Origin of the sequence: Robertmurraya sp. FSL R5-0851 (assembly GCF_038002965.1) — a bacterium.
In the GTDB taxonomy this organism is placed as follows: domain Bacteria; phylum Bacillota; class Bacilli; order Bacillales; family Cytobacillaceae; genus Robertmurraya_A; species Robertmurraya_A beringensis.
Genome location: NZ_JBBOOE010000001.1, coordinates 2,498,247 through 2,521,999 on the forward strand (window position 1 = coordinate 2,498,247; position 23,753 = coordinate 2,521,999).

The window sequence follows — 23,753 nt, forward strand, 5'->3', positions numbered from 1 at the left end:
TATCGAAAATTTTAGGTATCAAGTGACTTTTTTACAAAAAATAAACATTTTATTAAAATTGCTATCAAATATTCCCTTTTCTTTTAAAAATATGTAATAATAACATTTATACGACCTAGAGAAATTATAGCCATAGGAGTCATTGATATGCCGCCGATTATTTTTGAAAATGATGAAGTATACTTATATATTAAAATTGAACTTATTCGTGGCGAATTGATTTACACTGGGATGCAAGAAGGGTTTGGCAGCCAAAATACCATCCGTATCAGTCAAAGACTAGACAGTTATCTCACCATCTATCAACGTTTATTTTCCAAAAATCGCCGTACCTTTCTCTACAAATAACTGAATAATTGAAACATTGAACCCAAAAATGACTGGCCATAAGTGGCCAGTCATTTTATATGAACATTCATTTAGACCTTAAACTTTCCAATTAAAACTTTTAAATCGTCTGCCAGATTAGATAATGCCGATGCAGATGTGGCGATTTCCTCCATAGATGCAAGTTGTTCCTCTGCTGAAGCTGCTACGTTCTGCGAATGCATGGATGTTTGTTCAGAAATATTGATAATTCCCGATACAGTAGCGGAAACTTCTTGAGTGCTTGCTGATATTTCTTCTGACGTTGCTGCCATATTATTAATTTGCTCTGTTAAATTACTCATAAATTCAAGGATTTCTTTAAAAGTCTCCTTAGTTTGGTTAACAATCGCTAACCCTTCTTTTACGTCGACAGAAACTTGTTCAATAGATTGGGAAGATTGGGTCATGTCCTCTTGGATAGTTTTGATTAATGTCGAAATCTGTGAAGAAGATTGCTGTGATTGTTCAGCAAGCTTTCGAACTTCATCCGCAACAACCGCGAATCCTTTTCCATGCTCCCCTGCCCTTGCCGCTTCAATAGCAGCGTTTAAAGCTAATAAGTTTGTTTGATTTGCAATTGCTGTAATGACATTTGTGATTTTCTCAATTTCCTGTGAACGATGTTCAAGCGTTTTTATTACTTCACCACTTGCGAAAACCGATTGATTAATTTCATTGATTTGATTCACCGTTTTATCAACAAACAATCCGCCCTCTTTAGCCTTTTCAGTGGCTTGTCCACTTACTTCTGAAACGATCGATGCATTATCTGCAATAGTCTGTATGCCCTTCGTGACTTCTTCTAATGCTATTGCACTCTCCTGTACACTTGATGTGGATTGTTCTGCACCATCTGCTACCTGTTGAATGGAGTCTGTAATCGTCTCTGTTGCTTTACTTGTCTGTTCTGAGCTTGCTGTTAATTCTTCCGATGAAGAAGCAAGAAGTTCAGAAGTGGAAATAACCTCATTCATCATGTCTTTAAGACTCTCTGACATTTTGTTATAGCTATCAGATAAAGTACCTAACTCATCACCTGAGTGATCTTCAACTTCCGCAGTGAAATTACCATTTCCAGCCATATCAAGTGCCTTTGTAAGATTCGAAAGTCTCTTTTTCATTTTCCATGTGAACCAATACACAGCCCCAGAGGCTAGACCGATCATTATCACCAATACAACAACGAATTTGAGTATGAAAGAAGATAAAATATTGTTAATTATCTCTTCTGAAGCACCTACATACATAATTCCGATTACTTCTCCAGAAGCATTTTCTAACGGCATATAAGCGGTTTGGTACATATTCCCTGCTACATTTGCTTCCCCATAAAAAGACTCTCCCTTTGTAATGACAGTATCAACTACTTCCGCTGAAGCCTGTGTACCAATTGCACGCTCTCCATCTATCAATACATTGGTTGTCACACGTGTATCTTCAAGAAAAATCGTAACGGTGTCTCCCGTCTCTTCTCCAATTGTATCTACGATTTCATTATTATCATTGATCTGGGTTGTTCCCTTATAAAGCGTATTATCTTTGACTTCCCATTCTCCAGGGTATTTGTTGTCAATATATCTATAAGCGAGTCCTAAATCCCCTTTTGCTTTCTCAGTAGCAAACTCTTTAATCCCCCTCGTAATCTCTCCGTTCACTACAAATCCAATAACTAAGGATAAAATAGTGATCATTGATATAACAATTAAATTGATCTTTGTTCCTAGCTTGAGATTTATTCTTATGATGTTTTTCCCCATTGTTACTCTCTCCTGTCGTCTAATACATATATAACATCTACTATCAGTACTATCGGAATATACGAAACAATGTTTACTATTTTGTTCAAATTTTAGACATCATTACATAATAAAAAGGAGGTTAAATTTCATTAACGCTCCTTAAGATGATCTTCTAATTTTGTTATCTGTATCAAATATGGATTTTCTTTCTACATTGCACCCATGATTATTTGCTAAATACATGAATTTACTCTTTTATCTTCAACCCTAATAACCTCGCAAACCCAATTGCTTGATTCGAAGATACCTCGCAGCCCACCAAACTTTCGGTCGACACATTGATCTGTTCAAACGTACAAGTACTAATATCAACCCCTTTAAGGATGGTATTGGTAAAATCTACATCATTCAGATCGCATCGGTTAAGAGCTACCTTAGTAAATTTAGAGTTGAAAAAGTTAGCACTTTTTAACGTTGATTGCTCGTAATTCACTTGTTTTAGACGAGTATCAGCAAAGTTACTTAAGTTCAAATCACAGTTTTCAAAAAGAACATTCCCTAAGATCGCATCAGACAAATCTAACCCTAACAATTTGCAATCTTTAAACTCCACTCGATGCAGATTTCCTCCACAAAAACGTACATTTGATAAATTACAATTCTCGAATAACACATCGGTTACATCTATATTGACAAAGGAACTGCTTATAAATGTGACGTTTCTAAAAATAACTTTTGATAGAATTAGCCTTTCGATTTCCTCATTCTCTACTTGGGAATTTACCACCGAACAGTTGACTAACTCTGCTTCTTCTTCATAAAAAACATCATGAAAATTAGCATGTGGCAAGTCGGTTGAGACTTTTGGACCATCTATTTTTATTTTTGACATACTACACCTCTAAATCTTTCAATTACCATTCATTCCCTAACCATACTAAAAAATCAAATCTTATTTAAGTCTTTATTTTTTAATTACCTGTAATTTTAGTGGAGGATTACCGTTTAAATAGCAAGGTTAGTGCAAATTTTGCACTTCAAACAACTAGACAAAATAATTATCAACCCCAAGGTACGTTCACATTGATTTTTTCCCCTAAGGTTTTACTATGTTCTCTTCGTTTCTTTCGATTGTCCGCCCTCATTGGTGCACTTTCATTCATCATGATTTCTTCTTCACTTACAGGTTTTACATAAGGCACAGTCAGTGCTTTCCCCTCTTTAGATAGGGCCACAAACGTTAGAAAGGAGGTTGCCGCTAATTGCCTTTCCCCCGTCATCAGATTCTCTGAAATCACTTTAACGAACACTTCCATAGAAGATTTCCCGACCCAAGTGACATAAGATTCCAAGCAAACTGAATGATCCTTTTGGATGGGAAATAGAAAATCAACCGAATCCGTTGATGCCGTTACAATCTCACATCGTGCATGTCTTGAGGCAGAAATCGATGCGACATCGTCGATCATGCTCATCAATTTCCCACCAAATAATGTCCCATGGTTATTGGTATCTAGTGGAAACACCCTGCTTGTCTTAATCACTCTGGACTGTGAACATGTTTTTGTTATTCTATCTGTCATCGTTCTTCCTCGCTTCTTCTTTTTGATTATTATACTCTAATTTTTGGCACGTACTATGCACTTGTTTTATTTAAAAACAATTTTCATGATCTTTACACCACATTAAAACTACCTTCATCTTTCTCAAATATAATTTTAAAAATAGAACATCAAGGAGGAGTAACCATGCGTAGTGTGAAGAATTCGGTGATAGGTAATGTGGAAGGAATTTTACGAGATTACGAGGATGGGTACAAATGGGAAGCTTTAGTAAATGAATTATCCTACAGCGATCTAAAACATCTCGTATCTTTAGCGAAAGAAGCCGAGCATTGCCAAAAAGTACTTTCTGATATTGCAACGATTGTAAGATCATCCACTGAAAAAGAAACGGTAGAAAAAATAATGATTAAGTTATCGCAATCGTAAAAAAAGCTACCAATGTTTGGTAGCCAATTTTTATAAAGAATTATAGTAACCGCATACAAAGGAATTCATTACAAATTAACTGTAACGTGACTTACGAAGTTTAGCATCAAGGACCAGATTACCGAAAGGAATAAACGCAACAGCAAATGCCGATGTGATCCATACAAAAGACCACCTAATTTTAAAAGTGACATACGCAATCATAAACACATACATGACAAATAGCATACCGTGAATCGAACCAACCAATGTGACTACTTCCGGAAACCCTGCGAAGTATTTAAGGGGCATAGCAATAAATATCAAGACGAGCAGAGATACACCCTCTAAGAGGCCCATGAACCGAAATTTTGCGATTGGCGAGTTAAGCATTCTTTTTTCCCTCCTGGCTTCTAATCCATATTGCTTCTCAAATGACTATGATAGCCATTTTTACCATTAATAGATATATAATAACATGTTTGTACAATTATCACTGTAAAAAAGTAATTAAAAAACCAAAGCCCTGAATCCAAGCTTTGGTTCACTCTTCCCCTATTTCTAGAACCTTTTCACATAACAATCATACTCATTTGATAACTGCATCCCCATCTTTTCGTATAAGGTCTTAGCCTGAACATTATCTGCTGCCGTCTCTAATTGAACAAAATGGGCATTTCTCTCTTCACAAAACTGAAAAACTTCCTGTATTAATGCTCTACCGATGCCTTTCATTCTATAGTTTGTATCTACATACAAATCGTTAAGGATGTATCCTTTTTTCATACCAACAGACGAAAAGGTTGGATAAAGCTGCGTGAATCCAACAGCCGTTTCTCCCTCCATTGCTAGAAAAATGACTGACTCTTGATTTGCTATTCTTTCTTGAATAAATTGTCTTGCACCTTCAAGATTGCTAGTTTGTTCGTAAAACATCCGGTATGCATTGAATAATGGGGTTATTAGCTCTAGTAAAGTTATATCGGCCTTCATAATATCCATCTTCCTCTTCCCTTCTTTCAATAAATCTATTTCTATCTTACAATCAATCTGACATAATAAAAGGAACAGTTTTTATCAAATACATATGTCAGATGGGAGTTCTTAATGAAAGAGTTAGTCTTACAACTAAACGATAAGAGTCCTAAATATAAACAAATTTATGAAAATATTCGCTCCCTTATTGAAGATGGAGTGATCCCCAATGATACAAAGCTTCCGTCCATTCGTCAGTTAGCTATGATTTTACATGTGAGCAGAAACACCACTCTTATTGCGTATGAACAATTAATGGCAGAGGGTTATATACGAAGTGAAGAGAAAAAAGGGTACTTTGTCGAAGCGTTCGAGCCTATTGATTTACAGCACTCCATTTCCATAGAGAATAACCTTCGCGCTAGCGAGGCATCAATAAAAGTGAATTTTCGTGCTGGAACCGTTGATCAACAGGCTTTCCCGTTAAAAGCTTGGCGAAGATGTAGTAACGATGTGTTAAAGGAAGACATGATTTATACTTACGGAGAAATGCAGGGTGATCCCCTCCTGAGAAGTCAAATTTCTAGCTACTTACTTCAATCAAGAGGAATTCAAACCACACCGGAACAAATCATCATCGGCAGCAGCACGCAACAACTACTGATGCACTTGTCCCTTTTTCTAAAAAAAGATTTTTCTAGCATTGCCGTAGAAAATCCTGGCTATGACGGAGCTCGGGTAGTCTTTCAACTACATGGGTATCACTTAGATCCCATAGAAGTAGGTGCAAAAGGACTTTCACTTGAACAGCTTGAAATGACGGACTCCAAGCTTGTATACATCACTCCGTCCCATCAGTTTCCTACCGGTGTCACCATGCCTGTTCCTGAACGGCAGCAATTACTAAAATGGGCGGAAACACAGGATGGATTTATTATAGAAGATGACTACGATAGCGAATTTCGTTACAAACAGCGGCCGATACCGGCCTTATTATCGTTACAGGCTGGTGCGCGTGTGATTTACCTTGGTACTTTTTCAAAAGCATTTATCCCTTCGATCCGTTTAAGCTACATGGTATTGCCCTCCATTCTAATCAAACCATATGTAGAACAGTTCTCCGGTCTGGAGCAAGGTACCTCGAGCATTCATCAGCGAACGATGGCACGCTTCATGGAACATGGATATTGGGATTCACATATTCGGAAAATGCGCACCACTTACAAACGGAAGATGCACAATCTAGTCACCTGCCTGCAGGAAGCATTCGGAGAGGCGATCGAAATCATCGGTTCCCAATCAGGATTATATATACTAATCAGGATTCGAGGAGCAACAAAAGAGGACAAACTGATTCAACAAGCACTTTCACACGGTGTGAAAGTGTACCCAACATCCATTTACTATGTAACAAACGAACAGGGAACCATACTTAAGCTTGGTTTTAGTAATCTATCAATCGAACAAATCCAATTAGGTGTACAATTGCTGAAACAAGCTTGGAGGTTTTAGGAATTTCTCCAAATATTTCCTCATTTAATAATAGTAGACCTTTTTAGAAATGAGGAAATTGCGATGTACAACCTCTATTGTCGAATGTATCAGTTCGCCTATAAAACCGCTGCTCCCTTTTTTGATTGGAGAAAGCCTGAGCTATTAGAAGGAGAAAACAGCCTGATCAAGCTTCCCCCTCTCTTGAAACTGAAAGGAATTGGGAGCGTTTTAATTGTGACCGATAAAGGGATTACATCCATTGGTTTGCTTGATCGTTTACTGGCTGGGTTAGAAGGAAAAGAAATTGACTATGTTATTTATGACGAAACCGTACCAAATCCAACGATCAATAATATTGAAGAAGCTTTACAATTATATAAAGACTATCAATGCCATGGAATTATCGGTTTTGGAGGCGGCTCACCCATTGACTGCGCAAAAGGAGTCGCTGCACGAATTGCGCGTCCTAGTAAAACGATACCTGAAATGAAAGGACAGCTAAAGGTAAGAAAGCCAACTCCTCCACTCATTGCGGTACCAACAACTGCTGGAACAGGGAGTGAAGCGACAGTAGCTGCGGTCATTTCGAACAGTGAAACACTCGAAAAGTATGCGATTAATGACCATGTATTGATCCCGGATCTAGCCGTTCTGGATCCGATGCTTACCATGAAGCTTCCTCCTCCTATCACCTCGACGACGGGAATGGATGCCCTCACCCATGCCGTGGAAGCATACATTGGCAGAAGCAATACAGAAGAAACCCTTCAATGCAGCAAAGAAGCGGTTCAATTAATCTTTGAAAATCTTTATGAGGCATTTTCGAATGGATCAAATATCGAGGCTCGAAAAAACATGCAAAAGGCGTCGTATTTGGCTGGGATTGCATTCACTCGTGCGTATGTTGGCTATGTTCACGCAATCGCCCATACATTAGGTGGATTTTACTCGGTTCCCCATGGCCTAGCGAATGCCATTATTCTCCCTTATGTGCTAGAGTATTATGGAGAGAGCGTCCATCAACCGTTAGCAGAGCTAGCCGATTTGATTGGCATTACCTCAGCAGACGAAACGGACTCTCTTAAAGCCCAAAAATTTATTGAAGAAATTAAAAAACTGAATCGGGACATGAATATCCCAAATACATTCGATTGTCTACAAAATCGGGACCTTCCGATTATGGTTGACCGTGCGTTTCGTGAAGCCAATCCTCTATATCCGGTTCCAAAAATATTAGACAAACACGATTTATTTAGTTTATATGAAATGATAAAGGAATAATTAGGAGTTGCACATATGGAGAACTACGATTCACTCATTTTAAAACAAAAAGCGTTTTTCCGTTCAGGAGCAACAAAGGAATTGTCCTATCGAATTCAGGCATTAGAAAAACTTCGGGAGGCCATTCGTAAAAATGAACAATCTCTATTTCACACCCTGAAAGAGGATTTAAATAAAGCAGAATTTGAAGCATATGCTACCGAAATTGGAGTCGTTCTCGAGGAAATTCGTTTCACTCTGAAGCATATTAACGACTGGGTGAAGCCAGAAAAAGTAAAAACCCCTGTTAGCCATATTGGATCGACAAGCTATATATACTCAGATCCATACGGTGTCGTTCTCATTATTGCACCATGGAATTATCCGTTTCAACTGGCGATTGCACCGCTAATTGGAGCAATCGCTGCCGGGAACTGTGCGATTTTAAAACCTTCGGAGTTAACACCCAAAACCTCTGAATTACTAAGAAAGATGATTACTGACCTTTTTCCAGAAGAATATATTACCGTAGTGGAAGGCGGAGTCGAAGCAAGTCAAGCTCTACTTGCAGAGGATGTTGACTACATTTTCTTTACCGGAAGCGTTCCTGTTGGAAAAGTCATTATGGAGGCAGCAGCTAAAAATCTTACACCTGTTACACTCGAATTAGGCGGAAAAAGCCCTTGTATCGTCCATCACGATGCGAATGTGAAGCTTGCTGCCAAACGAATTGCCTGGGGGAAATTTATTAATGCCGGTCAAACCTGTGTGGCACCCGATTACCTGTATGTTCATGAGAGCATAAGAGATGAGTTTTTACAGGATTTTCAGTTGGCAACTCATGAGCTGTATGGCGCAAAAGCAATCGAAAATCCGGAATACACACGTATCGTGAGCAAGCGACATTTTGACCGATTGCTCACCTTTTTGAATAATGGAGACATGTTCATGGGTGGAGGGTCAAATGAGGAAACGCTAACGATTGAACCGACTGTTTTGACAGAGATTACATGGAAAGATCCCATTATGCAGGATGAAATATTTGGTCCGATTCTACCTGTCCTTCCGTATCGCGAGCTTTCAGATGTTATTGATGGGATACATAAACATCCGAATCCTTTAGCGCTTTATCTTTTCTCTGAGAATGAGAGCATACAACAAGAGGTATTACATCAGATTTCTTTCGGAGGTGGCTGTATCAATGATACCGTCTATCATCTCGCCTCTCCTTATCTGCCTTTTGGCGGGGTGGGCTCAAGCGGAATCGGTGCGTATCATGGAAAAGGAAGCTTTGACACGTTTTCTCATCGTAAAAGTGTACTAAAACAAACAACAAAATTTGATTTACCCTTTCGCTATCCAAATGTGAAAGATGGATTGAAAAAATTAAAATGGTTTCTGAAATAAAAAGGAAAAAAGCCTTTACGATAGTTAAACGTAAAGGCTTCCCGAAATCACATGATCAACCCGTTTGGCCGTACTCTTCTTGTTGTCCACTAGAAAAAAGTAGCTCATGAATAGAAACCAATCGGATATCAAACTTATAATTTCTATTGCGTATCTCTACCATTCCGTTCTTGTAATCGTGCATAACTATGTACTCTTGATTTCTATGTACGACCCTCGTTCCTTCCAAAGAACTTCCCCTCCTAGTTGATAAAATGAGATTTCTTGTATCTATACCCTTTATACTAATTGTTAAACATTTTATAACATAAAATCTACTAAATAATTGATTTAATCCCAGATGACTGCAAAACTGTCGTGTTCACATTTTATTCATTAAGCTTTTAACACTTTGTGAACAACATCACAAACCTATGTTTTTCTATATATCAACGGTGTATATTATGAATATAGAAACACAAAAACATTTTTTCGAAAGAAGGAATCATTTATGTTTAATCAATTGAATGAATTTCATAATTATGAGCCCTACGGGCTCAAGGTTTTTTAGATACTAAAAAAGGAGTACCTCCCCAAATGTCGAAATGAGTAAGTGACCAAACCAACTCTAACGACTGGAGGAAGACTCCCTATGCCTATTATAAGACAAGGAAGCCTATTTAGCATTCAAGATTTATTCGATCTAGAACCTACCCAACGATATAATGCCATTTTCTCAACTATTGACATGGACACTGCTGTTTTTGCCGTCTCAAAAAAATCCTGGTTAGGTGCTCCAACAGAGTTGAATTACTCTGCGATGATCTATTCTTTGGTGGCTAGATTTATCGAGCGTATTCCTACAATCAAGGATCTTATTAAAAGACTTAAACATGATTTTATCTTTCGTCTTGAATGCGGATTTTTAGTTTCGGATCAGATTCCTTCTGAAGCTTCATATTCCCGTTTAATTGAGAAGCTATCAGAAACAAACGCCATTGAGAAAACTAAGGAATCCATTCTTCTTCATGCCATTGAAGAAGGTTTTGTTAATGATGAAAACATAGCGATTGATGCCACACATTTTGAAGCAAGGGATCATGCACCTGCCCAAGAAAAAAAACCAAAACCAGAACCGAAAAAGCGTGGCCGTAAAAAGAAAGAAGAAAAAGAACAATTTGATCAACAAAAACTCGAAGAACAGCTGAATATGACTCTTTACGAAAAGCCTATTTCCGCCCAACTTGATGTTTCCCTAGAAGAGCTCCGCTCAGAAATGCCTGTAGAACCCGCATGGGGGATTAAGAAAAACAGCGAAGGAAAAAACGAGTTCTGGTATGGATACAAAGCCCACCTTGCGGTTGGCTCGAAGAGTCAATATATTCTTCAATCCATTATGAGTTCTGGTAACTTGAATGATGGCAAGGCTGCGATACCTCTTTTAAAGGGTATTCAACAACTTCCGCTTTCTATTCAGTATGGCTCCATGGATGCAGGCTATGATTTTGTTCCAATCTATCAACAACTTTTTCGGATGGATGCTCACTCCATTATCGCTTATAACAAACGTGGTGAAGGTGAAATAGTTGGTTATGATCAACATTTCGCTCCTACTTGCGTCAGAGAGCACTCGTACCGCTATGATAGCTATGACAAGACATATAAATCTTTAAAATTTGTTCGGCCAAAAGAGTGTAAAGATTGTCCTTTAGCAAAAGACTCGTTATGTCAAAAAGTCTATAAAGTCAGAATCGAAACAGACCTCAGAAAATACACAGCACCAGCACGAGGTTCAGAAAAATGGAAAACCCTTTTCGCAGAAAGAACAGCTGTTGAACGGGTAAATGCGTATTTGAAAGAATTTTTCCAATTAGGTAATGTCCGTCATCGAAAGGGAAAAAAAGCAAAACTTCATTTTGATTTTGTCACACTTGTTTACAATGCTTCAAAATTAGCTGTAGACCGTATTAGAAAACAAATGGAAATCCAACAAAAACAAGTAGCTTAATTTTAAAAAAGTACAATTTCTCATTAGGGATTTTCTCGACTTTTTTAAAAGAAGGCAATTATGAAATTGATTCAATTATTAAGAGAAAACAAGATTGTAGCTAGTCTATTGACAGTTTTACGTGTATATCTCGGGTTTGCTTGGATGACAGCTGGCTGGGGGAAAATAACTGGTGGTGGCTTTGATGCTGCAGGATTTTTAAAAGGCGCTATCGCTAATCCGGTAGCAGGTCCAGATGGTGTTGTATACGGTTGGTATGTATCTTTCCTTGAAGGCGTCGCATTACCAAATATTGAATTATTCAACTTCTTAGTACCTTGGGGAGAATTCTTAGTTGGTTTAGGTTTAATCCTTGGATGCTTCACTACGGCAGCTGCCTTTTTCGGAGTCCTAATGAACTTCGCATTCGTACTTGCTGGAACTGTATCTCATAACCCAACAGATATTTTAATGGGCGTCATTTTGATTGTAGCTGGTTACAACGCAGGAAGATTTGGTTTAGATTATTATGTACTACCAATCATTCGCAAAGCATTCAACAAAAAGACGAATCCACTTCATCAAGAAGCATAATAAGAAAATCCCTTACACATTCGTAAGGGATTTTCTTATTTCCTCAATGAGCTGAAAACATTCGTTTTAAATTCATAAAACCACTCATGATAGCGGCATCTCTTCCCATTTTGTTCCGTTGATTCCTAATAGGTATCATTCGCTGCATAAATATTTCGTCACACATTCTATGTGACCCATAGCGACGAAGACAGGCGTCATGCTTCATACAAAGTGCGTCTAATTGATTGACGGGACGTCCTGGTCCACTACAACCAGGACCACAATAACGATAACCCGGGTAACAAGGCACCTCATCCCCTCCTTCATTTCATATTACTCACAGTTTATGTATCACCCCCTTCTTTTGTATGGAGAGTTGTCCAACAGAAAAAGGAGCCCTAAAATTTTTTTAGGACTCCTGCTAATTATTAGATCTTAAACTTTCTAACGAGCTCCTGAAGGTTTTCGGCCATTTCTGATAAGGATTTGGCTGACAAAGCGACTTCTTCAAGAGATGCTAGTTGTTCCTCCGTTGACGCGGCCACATTTTCTGAAGAGGATGCGTTTTCCTTAGCAATTTCAGATAGCTCATAAGATGTGTCAGTTACATTTTTAATTTCTGCTGTAATTTGTTCTGCTATTTGTGATACTTCCTCTATTCGAGGTGCCATGACTCTTACTCCATTTAAAATCTCGTCAAACTTCTCAATCGTTTTATTGGATACAAGTATTCCGTCTTGCACACTTTTTGTTGCAAGCTGCATGGCTTCTACGGATCTCTCTGTATCCTCTTGGATCGCTTGAATGAGTTTAGCTATTTGGCTAGCTGAGCTTTGAGATTGGTCAGCAAGTTTACGAACTTCATCAGCCACTACGGCAAACCCTTTTCCTTGCTCCCCAGCTCTTGCCGCTTCGATCGCAGCATTTAAAGCCAAAAGGTTCGTTTGATTAGAAATGTCACTAATCACACCGATAATCTCATTTACTTGCTTTGAACGGTCGTAAAGTGATTTAATAATCACATCTGAACTTTCTACTTGCCTATGAATCTCGTTCATTTGTGCTACCGTATGTTGAACCGACTCTCCGCCTTCTTCAGCGTGTTTTACTGCTTGTTGTGTAAGGGAATTTACTTGAACGAAATTGTTCGTCATGGTTTCCATGCCATGAGTAATTTCATTCATCGTACTTACTGTTTTATCAATTCCAATGGTTTGACTTTCAGCACCACTTGCAACCTGTTGGATCGAGTTTGCCACCTGTTTGGTAGCGATCGTTGTTTCATCAGATGATGCTGTTAATTCTTCAGCGGCAGCCGCTACTTGCTCTGTATTCATATCCACCTGTGTAATGATTTCTTTTAGATTGTCAGTCATATTTTTAAACGATGCAGCCAACTCTGCAATCTCATCCTTGCCTTTAACTTCAATCTCGTGTGTTAGGTCCCCTTCGCTAATGGCTAATGTGCTTCCAACTAGACGACGAATAGGTTGTACAATGGAACGGATGATGAAAAAGGTTACGACCGCACCGATTATTAGCGAGATCATTACGGTGATTAATGTCTTGTTAAAAATTGGAGAGGCACTATCACTAATTTCACTGGTATACATCGTGCCACCGATTTTCCAACCTGTAAGTTCATTTGTTGTAAAACTCATTTTTTTATCTTGAGAATCTAATTGATAGTCAAATTCTCCCTTGTTATCCTTGTACATAAGCTGATAATGATCTTCTTCTGCTAAGGTTCCAGCTTCTACCGTTGGGTGGTAAATCATATTCTTTTCTCTACCTAAAAGAATCACATAGCCTTCATTTCCAATTTTGATTTTACTGGCCGACTGTGTAATATTGCCTATCATTAAGTTAATTCCGATCACGCCACTGCCGTCATCCGTTGTTCTTGCTACAGTAATGACGATTCCACCTGAAGAAGCTTCATACGGATCTGTGATGATGACTTGTCCTTTATTCGCCATCGCTTCTTGATACCACGGACGTTGTCTAGGGTCATAATCTGCCGCAAGTTCTTTTCTTGGATTTTGAATCATCAATCCGTCTGTTGTTCCTAAATAGATACTAACGGTTTCAGGATGAAGATTCGTATATTGTTCTAATTTAACACGTAATTCTGGGCTATCCTCACCCTTAACTAAGTCAGATGTGACCGTTTTGGCAAACGTTTCTGCATCATGTACTTTAAGGCTGACCGTACTTGTAATAAATGAGTCTAGTAACATAATACTCTCTAAGGAAGTAGACATCATTTGTTTTTCAATTTCCTGCTTGGCACTAGAATATGCAAGCGTACCAATAATGATTGATGGTAATAAAAGAATACCTAACGAAAACAATATTAGTTTCGTTCTAATTTTGAGTGAGACAAATTTTTTCAACAAGTTAAACCCTCCAAGATGATCAATTTTAATAATGTCACTATGTATATCGGTTTAACTTCTACAATGATTAGTTTAATTTTTATCAAAATTGTGAACGGGAGGTTATGAAATGACACAACCAAATAAACCACTATATAACTATCCTTTAATGACCAGCATCTTATTCTGGTGTGGGTTAGTCGTATTATCTTGCATGTACGTGACCATCCCTTTAGCCACGGTATTGTCTGATATTTTTCACAAAAACATAACCCAGGTGGCTTGGCTCGCTAGTTCTTATTCGATTTGTTATGCCGTAGGATGTTTACTTTATGGTCCATTTTCTGATCGTTATGGTCGAAAAGTGTTTTTAGTGACCAGTATTAGTCTTTTAACCTTCATCACCTTTGCCATAGGTTTTATAGACAATTTTTACATACTACTCATATTAAGAGGGTTACAAGGACTGATTTCTGCTGCTTTTGCTCCTATCTCTTTGGTGTATGCAGGTGAAATGTTTCCACCCGAAAAAAGGTTAACAGCTGTTGGATTTGTCAGTTCGGGTCTTTTAATGGCTGGAGTGGTGGGGCAAGTGTATAGTGGATTAGTGAATGAACTTTGGGGCTGGCAGGCTATATTTTTCTTGCTGGGAACTCTTTATTTCCTTACTCTTATTCTAATTATTTTCTTTTTGCCAAAGGATGAAATGACCAGACCTCATGTCCATATGCTTGAAGCTTTCAAAAAGATGACCTTATTAGGAAAACAAACACAGCTTCTACTGGCCTTTTGTATTACTTTCTCCCTATTGTTATCATTAGTAGGTATGTATACCATTCTGGGAAGCTATCTGTCCAATCAGTTCGGTTTAACGGAAAATGAAATCTTATTCGTTCGTTCTGCTGGAATCATAGGAATGCTATTATCACTATTTGCCGGGAGACTCGCACAAAAATTAGGAACCACTCTGACCCTAAAAACAGGATTAGCTCTTGCTGCTGCCGGATTATTTGGAATAGGTGTAAGCCCATCCCTCCCGTTCATTATTTTTGCAAGTATCATTTTTGTTTTAGGAATTGCCACAGCCAATCCAATTGTAATCAGCATTGTTAGCCAACTAGCCGGCCATGCTAGAGGCAGTGCGGTTTCATTCAATGCCTTTATATTATTTGTTGGCGCTAGTACTGGACCTCTATTGGCATTGAACTTAATTGAAATGGGAGTTTACGTGTTGTCCTTTAGCGTGTTAGGCTGTATTTTACTGGTTGGCTTTTTTCTTTCCTTCTTTATAAAAATGACCCATTCAGTGCAGGTTACTGCTACGACAAGTAATTAATTTTTGTTATATTAGAGTCAACAACCACTATTAGACAAAAGGAATGAGAACATGTTTTCAAAAAGAATTACCCATCAAGAAGACTTACAAAAAGCTTTTTCCATTAGAGAGAAGGTTTTTGTTGATGAACAAGATGTGCCACTTGAGGAAGAATTTGATCAGTTTGATACATTAGGTGCAGATTGCGAACATATTTTAGTATATTATCAGGAAGAAGCCGTAGGTACAGGACGCGTAAGATTTGTCTACCACTTTGGCAAACTAGAAAGAATATGTATATTAGAAGAGTACCGAAAATATGGACTTGGAAAAATGATCATTTCAACACTGGAAGAAATTGCTCTTGAAAAAGGCATGACACATGCAAAATTGCACGGTCAAACCCAAGCAGAAGGCTTTTATAAAAAGCTGGGCTATCACACCGCCTCAGATGTTTTTATGGACGCAAACATTCCTCATGTTTTAATGAAAAAAGATTTAACGAAATAATTACTTTCAATAAGAAAAAAAGCGTATTGCTACGTTCTAAAGCAATACGCCTTTTTATTGACGTGGGGCAAAAAGGATAATGGCAGCCCCTAATACACAGATTGCAGCTCCTACCCAATCATAGAAATCAGGTGTTTTCTTATCCACTCCCCATCCCCATAGGACAGAAAGCACAACGAACACTCCACCATAGGCAGCGTATACTCTACCAAAGGAAGGAAAAGATTGAAATGCTGCAATCACACCATATAGAGCTAATGCGATTCCACCAGCTATTCCCCAATACACCGGTTTGCCCTCTCGTAGCCAAAGCCAGATTAAGTAGCCACCACCTATTTCAGCTATTCCTGCACATAAAAACAATATGAATGCACTGATAATTGAAACCACTTCCTGTTTTTTCTAATGAATTTTCATTACATAATATTACCACAGTCAGAAATCACTTCAACGGAACATAACCTGTTCGCTCAACAATTTCCTGCCCCTGCTCTGATTGTATCCATTGGAGAAATTCATCAAGATGAGGGTTTTGACTGTTCCCTGTAATAGCGAAGAAATTGGCGACAATTGGATACGTCTCGCTCTGGATATTTTCTTTTGTAGGAAGTACCCCATTTACGGAAATATTCTTTATTTTTCCATTCTGCACCATCTCCTCTGAAAAATGTCTGAACGAGTAACCGATAGCATTTCGACGGTTTTGATAATTACTCGTTTCCCGAATGATGCCTCCCATTCCGGAAACGATATCCTTTGATGGCGGATCCATAATGGGGATATCTCCCATAAAATTGATTAGTGCTGATTGACTGCCACTTCCTTCTGGTCGTTGGAAGGCACGGATTTCTTCGTCCTTTCCTCCTACTTCCTTCCAGTTGGTAATTTCTCCTGAATAGATCCCTTGAATTTGCTCAACCGTTAGCTCCTCCACTGGATTGTTTTTGTGAACAAAAAACACAAAGGCTTCTCTTCCAATCGGGGTTAAAGTTAGTTCCACTCCTTGGAGTCTAGCATTCTTCATTTGTTCCTCAGACGGGTGTGCCATAAAAACCATATCAACCTCACCTTTTACTAAACGCTTAAACGCAAAACTCGTTTGAGTCGAAACCACTTCACTTTCATCTAATGAATATTCTTTTTCCGGGTAAACAGCTTGAACAAATCCTGCATATACCGGATAAAGAGCCGTGGCTCCATCTAGAGTTGGAGGATTTTCTTCAATGTTAAACGTAGAAGCCTCATCTAACGTTACCACCTTTGAGTTTTCAACAAACGGGAGATATTGAGATAAATCCACATCTTGCGTACTTACCACTTCCAGACTTTTTAAATAAGATTGATAAGCTTCAAAGCCACCCACCACACATACAGCCAGAGCCAGAAATCCGATTGAGAGTCGTTTTACTACCTTTTTCTTCAATTGGTCATAAATACCTAAGATTGAAATAATCATTAAACCAAGTGCCACAATAGGGGTAAAAATAGGATAAAACTCGGACGATCTTGAGATTGTTAGAATGATAGTTCCATAGAATCCAATAAACCCAAAAACGAAAACAACTACAATCGCTCCAAATAACCTCATAATTCCCTCCTGTTAAACAAATAGTGTATTTTTACACTAATTATAACTATATTTCCAATTGAAGGAAAGAGAATTTGGAAAATTTTATAAACAAATTAAATACCTTCCATCTAAAAGCTTTTGAAAGGTATTTTACTCCACTATTTTCTTTCTTAAAAGAACTTCAATCTCCTCTGCCGGAAGTGGCTTACTAAAGAAATACCCTTGCGCTAAATAGCAGTTATTTTCTTTTAAGAAGGAAAGTTGCTGTTCGTCTTCTACTCCTTCAGCAATGACCTGAAAACGTAACCGATTACCCAATTCAATGATTGTTTTTACAATCTCTTCTCCATCCTTATGCTGATTGATTTCATCAATGAAAGATTTATCAATTTTTAACTTATGAATGGGAAAATGTCTTAAGTAGTTAAGAGAAGAATACCCCGTACCAAAGTCATCAATAGCAAATCTTACCCCGAGTTCTTTAATTTCTTTCATAATGCTCAGTGCTTGATTCACATTGCTAGTTACACTTTCGGTAATTTCTAGTTCAAGATATCTCGGAGGTAGGTCCGACTCCTCTAGTATCTGATTGACGGATGAAACAAAGTTTTTCTCTCGAAATTGTAAGGGAGACACATTAACTGATACACTCTCAATCGGTAAACCGAAATCAATCCATTGCTTACACTGAGTACAAGCCGTTTTTAATACCCACTTTCCAATCGAGAAAATGAGGCCTGTCTCTTCGGCAAGTGGGATAAATTCTGCTGGAGAGATAAAACCATATTTAGGGTGTTGCCAACGGACCAATGCTTCTAATCCAATGATTTGATTGGATACAAGGTTTACCTGAGGTTGATAATGAAGGCTCAACTCGTTATTGTTAATAGCATTCCGTAGCCCAGTTTCTAATTCCATTCGCCTTTGATTACTAAGATTTAGAGAAGAAGTGTAATATTGGTAATTATTCTTTCCATTTTCCTTTGCATTGTACATGGCAATATCTGAATTTTGGATAATCGCTTCTACATTATCTCCATCTTTTGGGTAGACACTTATTCCTATACTTGTTGAAATGAACATTTGTCGGTCATTGATTACAAATGGGGAAGCTAACGTAAAAATGATTTTTTCCGCTATCTCAGACACTCTAGACCGTTTACCAGTTTTTAGGACAATAATAAACTCGTCCCCTCCATAACGAAAGATACTTCCTTCCTCACCTATAGAGTTCTTTAGTCTCGTAGCTACCTTCTGTAATAATAAATCCCCAAAACTATGTCCATACGTATCATTGATCATCTTAAACCGATCTAAATCCAAAAACATGACAGCAAAGGATTGTCCTATCTTTTCGCTTCTTGTTACTGTTTCGTTTAAATGCTCATACAAAAGATTGCGATTTGCCATGCCGGTTAATGAATCGTAATATGCTAATAACTGAACTTGTTCTTCTGCTTTTTTCCGTTTTGAAATATCTCTGACTATGACTTGAGTAGCTTCTTCTCCCTCATAGGTCGTTAAAAACGCCATCATATCCGTATAAATGACTGTACCATCTAACCTTAGGATACGATATTCACTAATTTCAGATATCCCCTTTTTGACTTGCTTCATCTTTTCAATAGCCTGGTTTAGGTCCTCTGGATAGATAAAATCTAGCACATCTCTTCCCATGACTTCCTTAGAATGATGAGCCCCTATTAACCTTACGCCAGCTTGGTTCACGTAAATGATTTTTCTATTTTTATGTATCAAAGTTGTTTCAGGTGAATATTCGACTAGCTTCCGATATCTCTCTTCACTTTCTAATAGATCTCTTTCGGCTCTGTCACGTTCCGTAATATCTTGAACAATAACGACATACCGGCCTGAATCCTTTTCGTCAGCGATGGACACCCCTTTACCTTCGAGAAGAATGGTTCTCCCACTTTTATTCTTTATTCTAAATTTTATTGGTACATTTTGATCTTTTAGTATATAGCTGTACCTTAATTTTGTTATCTCTTCTTGGCTGAATATTTCTTTTACCGTTTTTCCAATGTAATCCTGTGGGTGATAGCCAACAATCGATAGAAGCGATGGAGAAATGTACTCCATTTTTCCATGCTGATCAATCACCAAAATTAAATCAGAAGCATTTTCTACAATTAGTCTGTAATAACGCTCATCTTTAATAATATCTTTGATCATTTTTTTTAATAAATTATAGAAGACAAACCCACTTAATATGATAAAAAACATGCCTTTTGACGTATTCATCCATTCAGGAAAATTATTTAGGTTTCTTGTGAAAATATAATCGGATAATAAAACCCACAAGCAGCTAATGGTGATATAAAAAATGACAAAGTGTAATGCTGCTTTCTTTGCTACGCCCCAATCCTTCCACATGCGAACACCATTTCCCTTCACAAATCCGAAACGTATTTTTCCTATTATTTGTATTAACTCATTAATAATGCAAAAAACTGGATAAACCTTATACAGGTCCATCCAGCTTCCATCTACTTCATTAAAGATTTGGCAAGGTCAGTCAAGAGCTTAGCAGCTCTTCTGTAAATGCTTTGCCACTTTTTAATAACAACCATTTTGATATTCCATTAAAGAAACCTGCAGATGGAGTGTATCCTTCGAACGAACTACTTGACTGCATTTACCTACTATCGATTGTCAATACTATAAGTGGAGGTGAAAATATTGAGTAAAAAGGCTGGCATAAAAATTCATTTGCTCCTGCTACTAATTGTAGTTGCTGTTTTTATTTGGTCGGCTATTAAACCTGTTGGTTATCGAATATGGACATTGGAGGTACTCCCTGCGGTTATTGGACTGCTTGTTGTGATTGCTATTTATAAAAAATTTCAACTCACAACCCTTTCCTACTTCATCATTGCTATTCTGTCCATTTTCACTTTTATCGGAGGGCACTATACCTACTCTGAAGTCCCCCTTTTTAATTGGATTAAAGATGATTTTCATTTCGAAAGAAATCACTATGATCGGTTCGGTCATTTCTTAAAAGGACTTTTGATCATCGTTATAAGAGAAATCTTAATCCGAAAATCATCACTATCAAAAGGAAAATGGTTAGCTTCCCTTTCCTTAAGTGTAGCCCTTGCTATTTCGGCTTTATATGAGATCATTGAATGGCTTGTGTCGATCATTACACATGGCGGAAAAGCATCGAAGGATTTTTTAGGCACTCAAGGTGATATATGGGATTCACAGTGGGATATGTCGCTTACCCTTGCAGGCTCAATCATTGCTTTGATTCTTCTTACTAGCGTACATAATAAATACTTGAGGAAAAAGTCCGATGGATAAACTATTTCAAGTAAGGAGGATATTATGAGGAATAAATTAGAAATGAATATTTTGAAAGCTTTATTTATTATCAGTCTTGGGTTGTTCATTAACTTATTAAGGAAACCACCTATTAAAGATTGGTTGCTAGTATTTTTTCTGAAAAGTTACTTCGCTACCTTTATTGATAACTTACTTGTAAGAAAAGGGTTCTTAAAATATCCTGTGAATCTAATCAGCGGCTTTGATATCAGTGTATTATTTAGTTATTTACTGTTCCCGATCTCATGTGTGTATTTTAACCAAATCACTAAAACCTCTAGCGTATTTGACATAGTAAAAAAATGTCTTTATTTTAGTGTTCCCTCTGCCATAGCTGAACACTTTCTTGAAAGGAAGACAAAATTGATAAGCTATAAAAAATCGTGGAACTCCTATTATAGTTTTCTGTCGATCGCCTTTAGTTTTCTTATTGTACGAGCGCTTATGGGTATGATTAGAAGTTTATCTAAGACTCAATAAAGACTTTTATGAAATAAACTTCTTCAGTATAAAAGCCAATCTTCCCTTAAAGAAGATTGACTTTTATTTCATTTTATCAATGAACTATGAATAATCCCATCATCAGGTATCCAACATTTGTGATAGCTGAAAACAACCATTTCCATTTGAGATATTCGATTATTTTATACTGTAGTAAAAGTACTTCCATAGCATGTAAACAGATGAAGCATATAAAGAAATAAATTGCCCTAATTCGCAATCCTTTGGTTGTATAAAAACCATTCACGAAAATGAGTACGAGTAGAGGAATGATAGCATCTCGATAAAGTAAATACGCGGGAAATATATATGGATGGTTGAATGATTTTGTTTGTATGTTCCCTCCAATTCTTCCATCTATTCATAGATGAAGTATGCAGGCAAACAAAAAAGCATGGACCTCTATCCCAATGGTTTTAGACCTTTTTTTGAAACTCATAGGGTAACACCAATATAAATAGCTGTCCCCCACATGACAATTGCTGAGATTTTATTTAAGATCAATAAGAAGCGACCAGATTGATCAAGCCTACCCGACATTCTTCCGACAATTCCTAAGCCAAGGAACCACAGCCATGAGACCAGTATGCAAGTAATAGCAAATGCTAGTTTCTCAAAACCTAAATAGGCTAAGGAGCTAGTTCCAATCACTCCAATTGTATCTAAAATGGCATGAGGGTTGAGCAACGATACCGACATAGCAAAAATAACTTGTTTTTTCGGTGAAAAAGATATTCCACTCTCCCCTTCATTCATAGCTGGTTTACTATTCCAAGTAACAAATCCCATATAAATGAGAAAGAGGATGCCTGCAAAAAGCAAAAGCATTCTTAACCAATCATAGTCAAGAACCACCACCGAGACTCCTAAGACGGCTAGGGAAATAAGTAATGTGTCACAAATAGCCGCAGTAATAATCACCGGTAATGCCCCTAAAAATCGAGCTTGTGTCGCGCCTTGGTTAAATACAAAAACATTTTGAACTCCTAAAGGCAAGATTAATCCAAATGCTAAAATAAACCCATGAATAATTGCTTCAAACATGAAAACTCCTCCTGATGCTATTTCTTATAGTTTATAAGAAATAGTTGGATGAGTCTCTACTAATTGGAAAAGTCGAATTCCCTAAAATAACGGAATTCGACTTTTCCATTTTTACTTATTTACTTTCTTCAATGCCTTCAACGCTTTTCTTTCTAACCCATTTTCAGACGAAAATTCTACATCCGCTTTAGGTAAAGCATTTTTATTATTCTTAAATTGATTGTTTTTATTTTTCGCCATCTTGTCTCACCTTCCTTATCTTTGTTTGGCAATACGGTTTTAGTTTACTTATTTTTTTCATACGTATTCTCCTTTGAATAGAAGTGTAAACTTTGTACAAAATATCTTTGTTTAAAGGGAGGTGTTACTATGCCAAATCGTAATGATAACAAGACTAGAAAGATTGAGTCTGAAAGCGCAAAACGAGGAATGTCACAAGAGGAATACGCAGCTGAGTTAACAAGTAATAAAATGAAGGCCCAACAGAAAAAACAAAAGTAACACCATAAGGCAGGAATTAGTTCCTGCCTTATTTATTTGAACACAATACGTTATCTTTTACATAATACAGCGAATGATGAGATCAAATGGCTATTTATGGGTAGAAATGTTATGTATGCAAGAGGGACATTCCCTCTTGCTATTATTTATTTCGCAAATCTATGGTTTCCAATTGTAATCGTGGTTTCACGAGAGAACACCCAGTCGCTTGCGGCTGTTTGTGGATTGTAAAAGTATAATGAACCTTGTCCTTGCCCTTGGAACGCTAGCGCCTCGTCAACTGCACGCTTTGATTCTTCATCTGCTGACTGGTTAATAGTTCCATTTTTAACAGGTGTAAATGCATAATAACCTTGGTCGATTTGATAAATGACTTCACTTACTGTATTAGGAAAATCTGGGTGATTCACACGATTTAAAATCACTGTCGCAACAGCTACTTTCCCTGCGTAAGACTCCCCTTTAGCTTCCGCACTTACTAGTCTCGCTAATAAATCCTTATCAGCTGCTGACAAATTAGTTGCAGGAATCACTAGCTTTTCACCTGGATATAATAGTGATGTCGTTTTGTTATTTTGCTTCATTAAATTTAATACAGATACACCATACTTTGACCCGATATTCCAGAACGTATCTCCTTTTTGTACTACATGTGATTGAGTTGCAGCACCTGCTGCTGATCCGAATCCAACCAATGTAAATGATAGAGTTGAGATCACTAGTAATTTTTTTACCATTTTCATAGTTTGTACCTCCAATTGCTGTTTTCTCGAACAACTAGTAGATTACCAGATGTAACATACCGTTTCATGAACCAAAATTTCCCTTCA

Annotated in this window: 27 protein-coding genes; 12 read left to right on the forward strand and 15 right to left on the reverse strand. The window is 37.5% G+C overall.

The window, feature by feature from the left end; genetic code table 11:
• Window positions 1-147: 147 nt before the first annotated feature.
• Window positions 148-348: an aspartyl-phosphate phosphatase Spo0E family protein gene (locus MKX65_RS12710; RefSeq protein ID WP_160546738.1), complete on the forward strand. Its 201-nt coding sequence runs from the start codon at window positions 148-150 to the stop codon at window positions 346-348.
• Between the two features lie 71 nt (window positions 349-419).
• On the opposite strand, the gene MKX65_RS12715 is transcribed toward MKX65_RS12710, so the two are convergent.
• The 3 genes from MKX65_RS12715 to MKX65_RS12725 form a co-directional block, all read right to left on the reverse strand.
• A complete protein-coding gene (locus MKX65_RS12715) occupies window positions 420-2,126 on the reverse strand; it encodes a methyl-accepting chemotaxis protein (RefSeq protein WP_160546739.1) in 1,707 nt (568 codons plus the stop codon).
• A gap of 229 nt (window positions 2,127-2,355) precedes the next feature.
• Window positions 2,356-3,000, reverse strand: coding sequence for a pentapeptide repeat-containing protein (locus tag MKX65_RS12720; protein WP_160546740.1), 645 nt, complete (start codon window positions 2,998-3,000; stop codon window positions 2,356-2,358).
• A 169-nt stretch (window positions 3,001-3,169) separates the two neighbouring features.
• A complete protein-coding gene (locus MKX65_RS12725) occupies window positions 3,170-3,691 on the reverse strand; it encodes a hotdog domain-containing protein (RefSeq protein WP_160546741.1) in 522 nt (173 codons plus the stop codon).
• Between the two features lie 165 nt (window positions 3,692-3,856).
• Between MKX65_RS12725 and MKX65_RS12730 the strand changes: the two genes are divergently transcribed.
• Entirely contained in the window at window positions 3,857-4,099 is a 243-nt protein-coding gene (locus MKX65_RS12730; RefSeq protein WP_160546742.1) for a hypothetical protein, read from the forward strand.
• 75 nt (window positions 4,100-4,174) lie between these two features.
• Here MKX65_RS12730 and MKX65_RS12735 read toward each other — a convergent pair whose 3' ends face one another.
• Both MKX65_RS12735 and MKX65_RS12740 read right to left on the reverse strand, forming a co-directional pair.
• Complete coding sequence (locus MKX65_RS12735; protein WP_160546743.1) at window positions 4,175-4,471, reverse strand: DUF3817 domain-containing protein; 297 nt, start codon at window positions 4,469-4,471, stop codon at window positions 4,175-4,177.
• A gap of 168 nt (window positions 4,472-4,639) precedes the next feature.
• Window positions 4,640-5,080, reverse strand: a complete 441-nt coding sequence (locus MKX65_RS12740) for a GNAT family N-acetyltransferase (protein ID WP_160546744.1) — start codon at window positions 5,078-5,080, stop codon at window positions 4,640-4,642.
• 105 nt (window positions 5,081-5,185) lie between these two features.
• Here MKX65_RS12740 and pdxR point away from each other — a divergent pair, with 105 nt between their 5' ends.
• The 3 genes from pdxR (at window position 5,186) to MKX65_RS12755 (ending at window position 9,214) form a co-directional block, all read left to right on the forward strand.
• Entirely contained in the window at window positions 5,186-6,565 is a 1,380-nt protein-coding gene (gene pdxR / locus MKX65_RS12745) for a MocR-like pyridoxine biosynthesis transcription factor PdxR (RefSeq protein WP_160546745.1), read from the forward strand.
• A 63-nt stretch (window positions 6,566-6,628) separates the two neighbouring features.
• Window positions 6,629-7,828, forward strand: a complete 1,200-nt coding sequence (locus MKX65_RS12750; protein WP_160546746.1) for an iron-containing alcohol dehydrogenase — start codon at window positions 6,629-6,631, stop codon at window positions 7,826-7,828.
• A gap of 15 nt (window positions 7,829-7,843) precedes the next feature.
• Window positions 7,844-9,214: an aldehyde dehydrogenase family protein gene (locus tag MKX65_RS12755; RefSeq protein WP_160546747.1), complete on the forward strand. Its 1,371-nt coding sequence runs from the start codon at window positions 7,844-7,846 to the stop codon at window positions 9,212-9,214.
• A 55-nt stretch (window positions 9,215-9,269) separates the two neighbouring features.
• Here MKX65_RS12755 and MKX65_RS12760 read toward each other — a convergent pair whose 3' ends face one another.
• On the reverse strand, window positions 9,270-9,443 hold the full coding sequence (locus MKX65_RS12760; RefSeq protein ID WP_160546748.1) for a hypothetical protein: 174 nt from the start codon (window positions 9,441-9,443) through the stop codon (window positions 9,270-9,272).
• Between the two features lie 402 nt (window positions 9,444-9,845).
• On the opposite strand from MKX65_RS12760, the gene MKX65_RS12765 reads away from it, so the two are divergent.
• Window positions 9,846-11,201: a transposase gene (locus tag MKX65_RS12765; RefSeq protein WP_340903269.1), complete on the forward strand. Its 1,356-nt coding sequence runs from the start codon at window positions 9,846-9,848 to the stop codon at window positions 11,199-11,201.
• Window positions 11,202-11,261: 60 nt separating this feature from the next.
• Complete coding sequence (locus tag MKX65_RS12770) at window positions 11,262-11,774, forward strand: DoxX family protein (protein WP_340903888.1); 513 nt, start codon at window positions 11,262-11,264, stop codon at window positions 11,772-11,774.
• 43 nt (window positions 11,775-11,817) lie between these two features.
• Here MKX65_RS12770 and MKX65_RS12775 read toward each other — a convergent pair whose 3' ends face one another.
• Entirely contained in the window at window positions 11,818-12,066 is a 249-nt protein-coding gene (locus MKX65_RS12775) for a Parvovirus coat protein VP1-like protein (RefSeq protein ID WP_340903891.1), read from the reverse strand.
• A 118-nt stretch (window positions 12,067-12,184) separates the two neighbouring features.
• The gene (locus tag MKX65_RS12780; protein WP_160546750.1) at window positions 12,185-14,155 is read right to left on the reverse strand and encodes a methyl-accepting chemotaxis protein; all 1,971 of its coding nucleotides are present in this window, start codon (window positions 14,153-14,155) and stop codon (window positions 12,185-12,187) included.
• A gap of 109 nt (window positions 14,156-14,264) precedes the next feature.
• Here MKX65_RS12780 and MKX65_RS12785 point away from each other — a divergent pair, with 109 nt between their 5' ends.
• Both MKX65_RS12785 and MKX65_RS12790 read left to right on the forward strand, forming a co-directional pair.
• Window positions 14,265-15,470: an MFS transporter gene (locus MKX65_RS12785; RefSeq protein WP_160546751.1), complete on the forward strand. Its 1,206-nt coding sequence runs from the start codon at window positions 14,265-14,267 to the stop codon at window positions 15,468-15,470.
• Window positions 15,471-15,521: 51 nt separating this feature from the next.
• Complete coding sequence (locus MKX65_RS12790) at window positions 15,522-15,959, forward strand: GNAT family N-acetyltransferase (RefSeq protein WP_160546752.1); 438 nt, start codon at window positions 15,522-15,524, stop codon at window positions 15,957-15,959.
• Window positions 15,960-16,013: 54 nt separating this feature from the next.
• Here the strand turns inward: MKX65_RS12790 and MKX65_RS12795 are convergent, their stop codons facing one another.
• The 3 genes from MKX65_RS12795 to MKX65_RS12805 all read right to left on the reverse strand — a co-directional run bounded on the left by MKX65_RS12795 (window position 16,014) and on the right by MKX65_RS12805 (window position 20,025).
• A complete protein-coding gene (locus tag MKX65_RS12795) occupies window positions 16,014-16,340 on the reverse strand; it encodes a YnfA family protein (RefSeq protein ID WP_340906246.1) in 327 nt (108 codons plus the stop codon).
• A 61-nt stretch (window positions 16,341-16,401) separates the two neighbouring features.
• Window positions 16,402-17,547 carry a substrate-binding domain-containing protein gene (locus tag MKX65_RS12800; RefSeq protein ID WP_160546754.1) on the reverse strand — a complete coding sequence of 382 codons (1,146 nt, stop codon included), beginning with the start codon at window positions 17,545-17,547 and terminating at the stop codon, window positions 16,402-16,404.
• A gap of 132 nt (window positions 17,548-17,679) precedes the next feature.
• The gene (locus MKX65_RS12805; protein ID WP_160546755.1) at window positions 17,680-20,025 is read right to left on the reverse strand and encodes an EAL domain-containing protein; all 2,346 of its coding nucleotides are present in this window, start codon (window positions 20,023-20,025) and stop codon (window positions 17,680-17,682) included.
• Window positions 20,026-20,229: 204 nt separating this feature from the next.
• On the opposite strand from MKX65_RS12805, the gene MKX65_RS12810 reads away from it, so the two are divergent.
• Window positions 20,230-20,856: a DUF2238 domain-containing protein gene (locus MKX65_RS12810; protein ID WP_160546756.1), complete on the forward strand. Its 627-nt coding sequence runs from the start codon at window positions 20,230-20,232 to the stop codon at window positions 20,854-20,856.
• Between the two features lie 42 nt (window positions 20,857-20,898).
• Window positions 20,899-21,357 (forward strand): CBO0543 family protein, encoded by a 459-nt coding sequence (locus MKX65_RS12815; protein ID WP_340906248.1) that lies wholly within the window; start codon window positions 20,899-20,901, stop codon window positions 21,355-21,357.
• A gap of 76 nt (window positions 21,358-21,433) precedes the next feature.
• Here MKX65_RS12815 and MKX65_RS27100 read toward each other — a convergent pair whose 3' ends face one another.
• From MKX65_RS27100 to MKX65_RS12825, 3 genes are all read right to left on the reverse strand, one after another.
• Entirely contained in the window at window positions 21,434-21,739 is a 306-nt protein-coding gene (locus tag MKX65_RS27100; protein WP_445677950.1) for a CBO0543 family protein, read from the reverse strand.
• Window positions 21,740-21,813: 74 nt separating this feature from the next.
• Window positions 21,814-22,422 (reverse strand): LysE family transporter, encoded by a 609-nt coding sequence (locus tag MKX65_RS12820; RefSeq protein ID WP_160546758.1) that lies wholly within the window; start codon window positions 22,420-22,422, stop codon window positions 21,814-21,816.
• Window positions 22,423-22,533: 111 nt separating this feature from the next.
• Window positions 22,534-22,662: a hypothetical protein gene (locus MKX65_RS12825; RefSeq protein WP_340903895.1), complete on the reverse strand. Its 129-nt coding sequence runs from the start codon at window positions 22,660-22,662 to the stop codon at window positions 22,534-22,536.
• Window positions 22,663-22,791: 129 nt separating this feature from the next.
• On the opposite strand from MKX65_RS12825, the gene MKX65_RS12830 reads away from it, so the two are divergent.
• Window positions 22,792-22,923 (forward strand): hypothetical protein, encoded by a 132-nt coding sequence (locus MKX65_RS12830; protein ID WP_340903897.1) that lies wholly within the window; start codon window positions 22,792-22,794, stop codon window positions 22,921-22,923.
• A gap of 146 nt (window positions 22,924-23,069) precedes the next feature.
• Here the strand turns inward: MKX65_RS12830 and MKX65_RS12835 are convergent, their stop codons facing one another.
• A complete protein-coding gene (locus tag MKX65_RS12835) occupies window positions 23,070-23,666 on the reverse strand; it encodes a cell wall hydrolase (protein ID WP_160546759.1) in 597 nt (198 codons plus the stop codon).
• Window positions 23,667-23,753 lie beyond the last annotated feature (87 nt).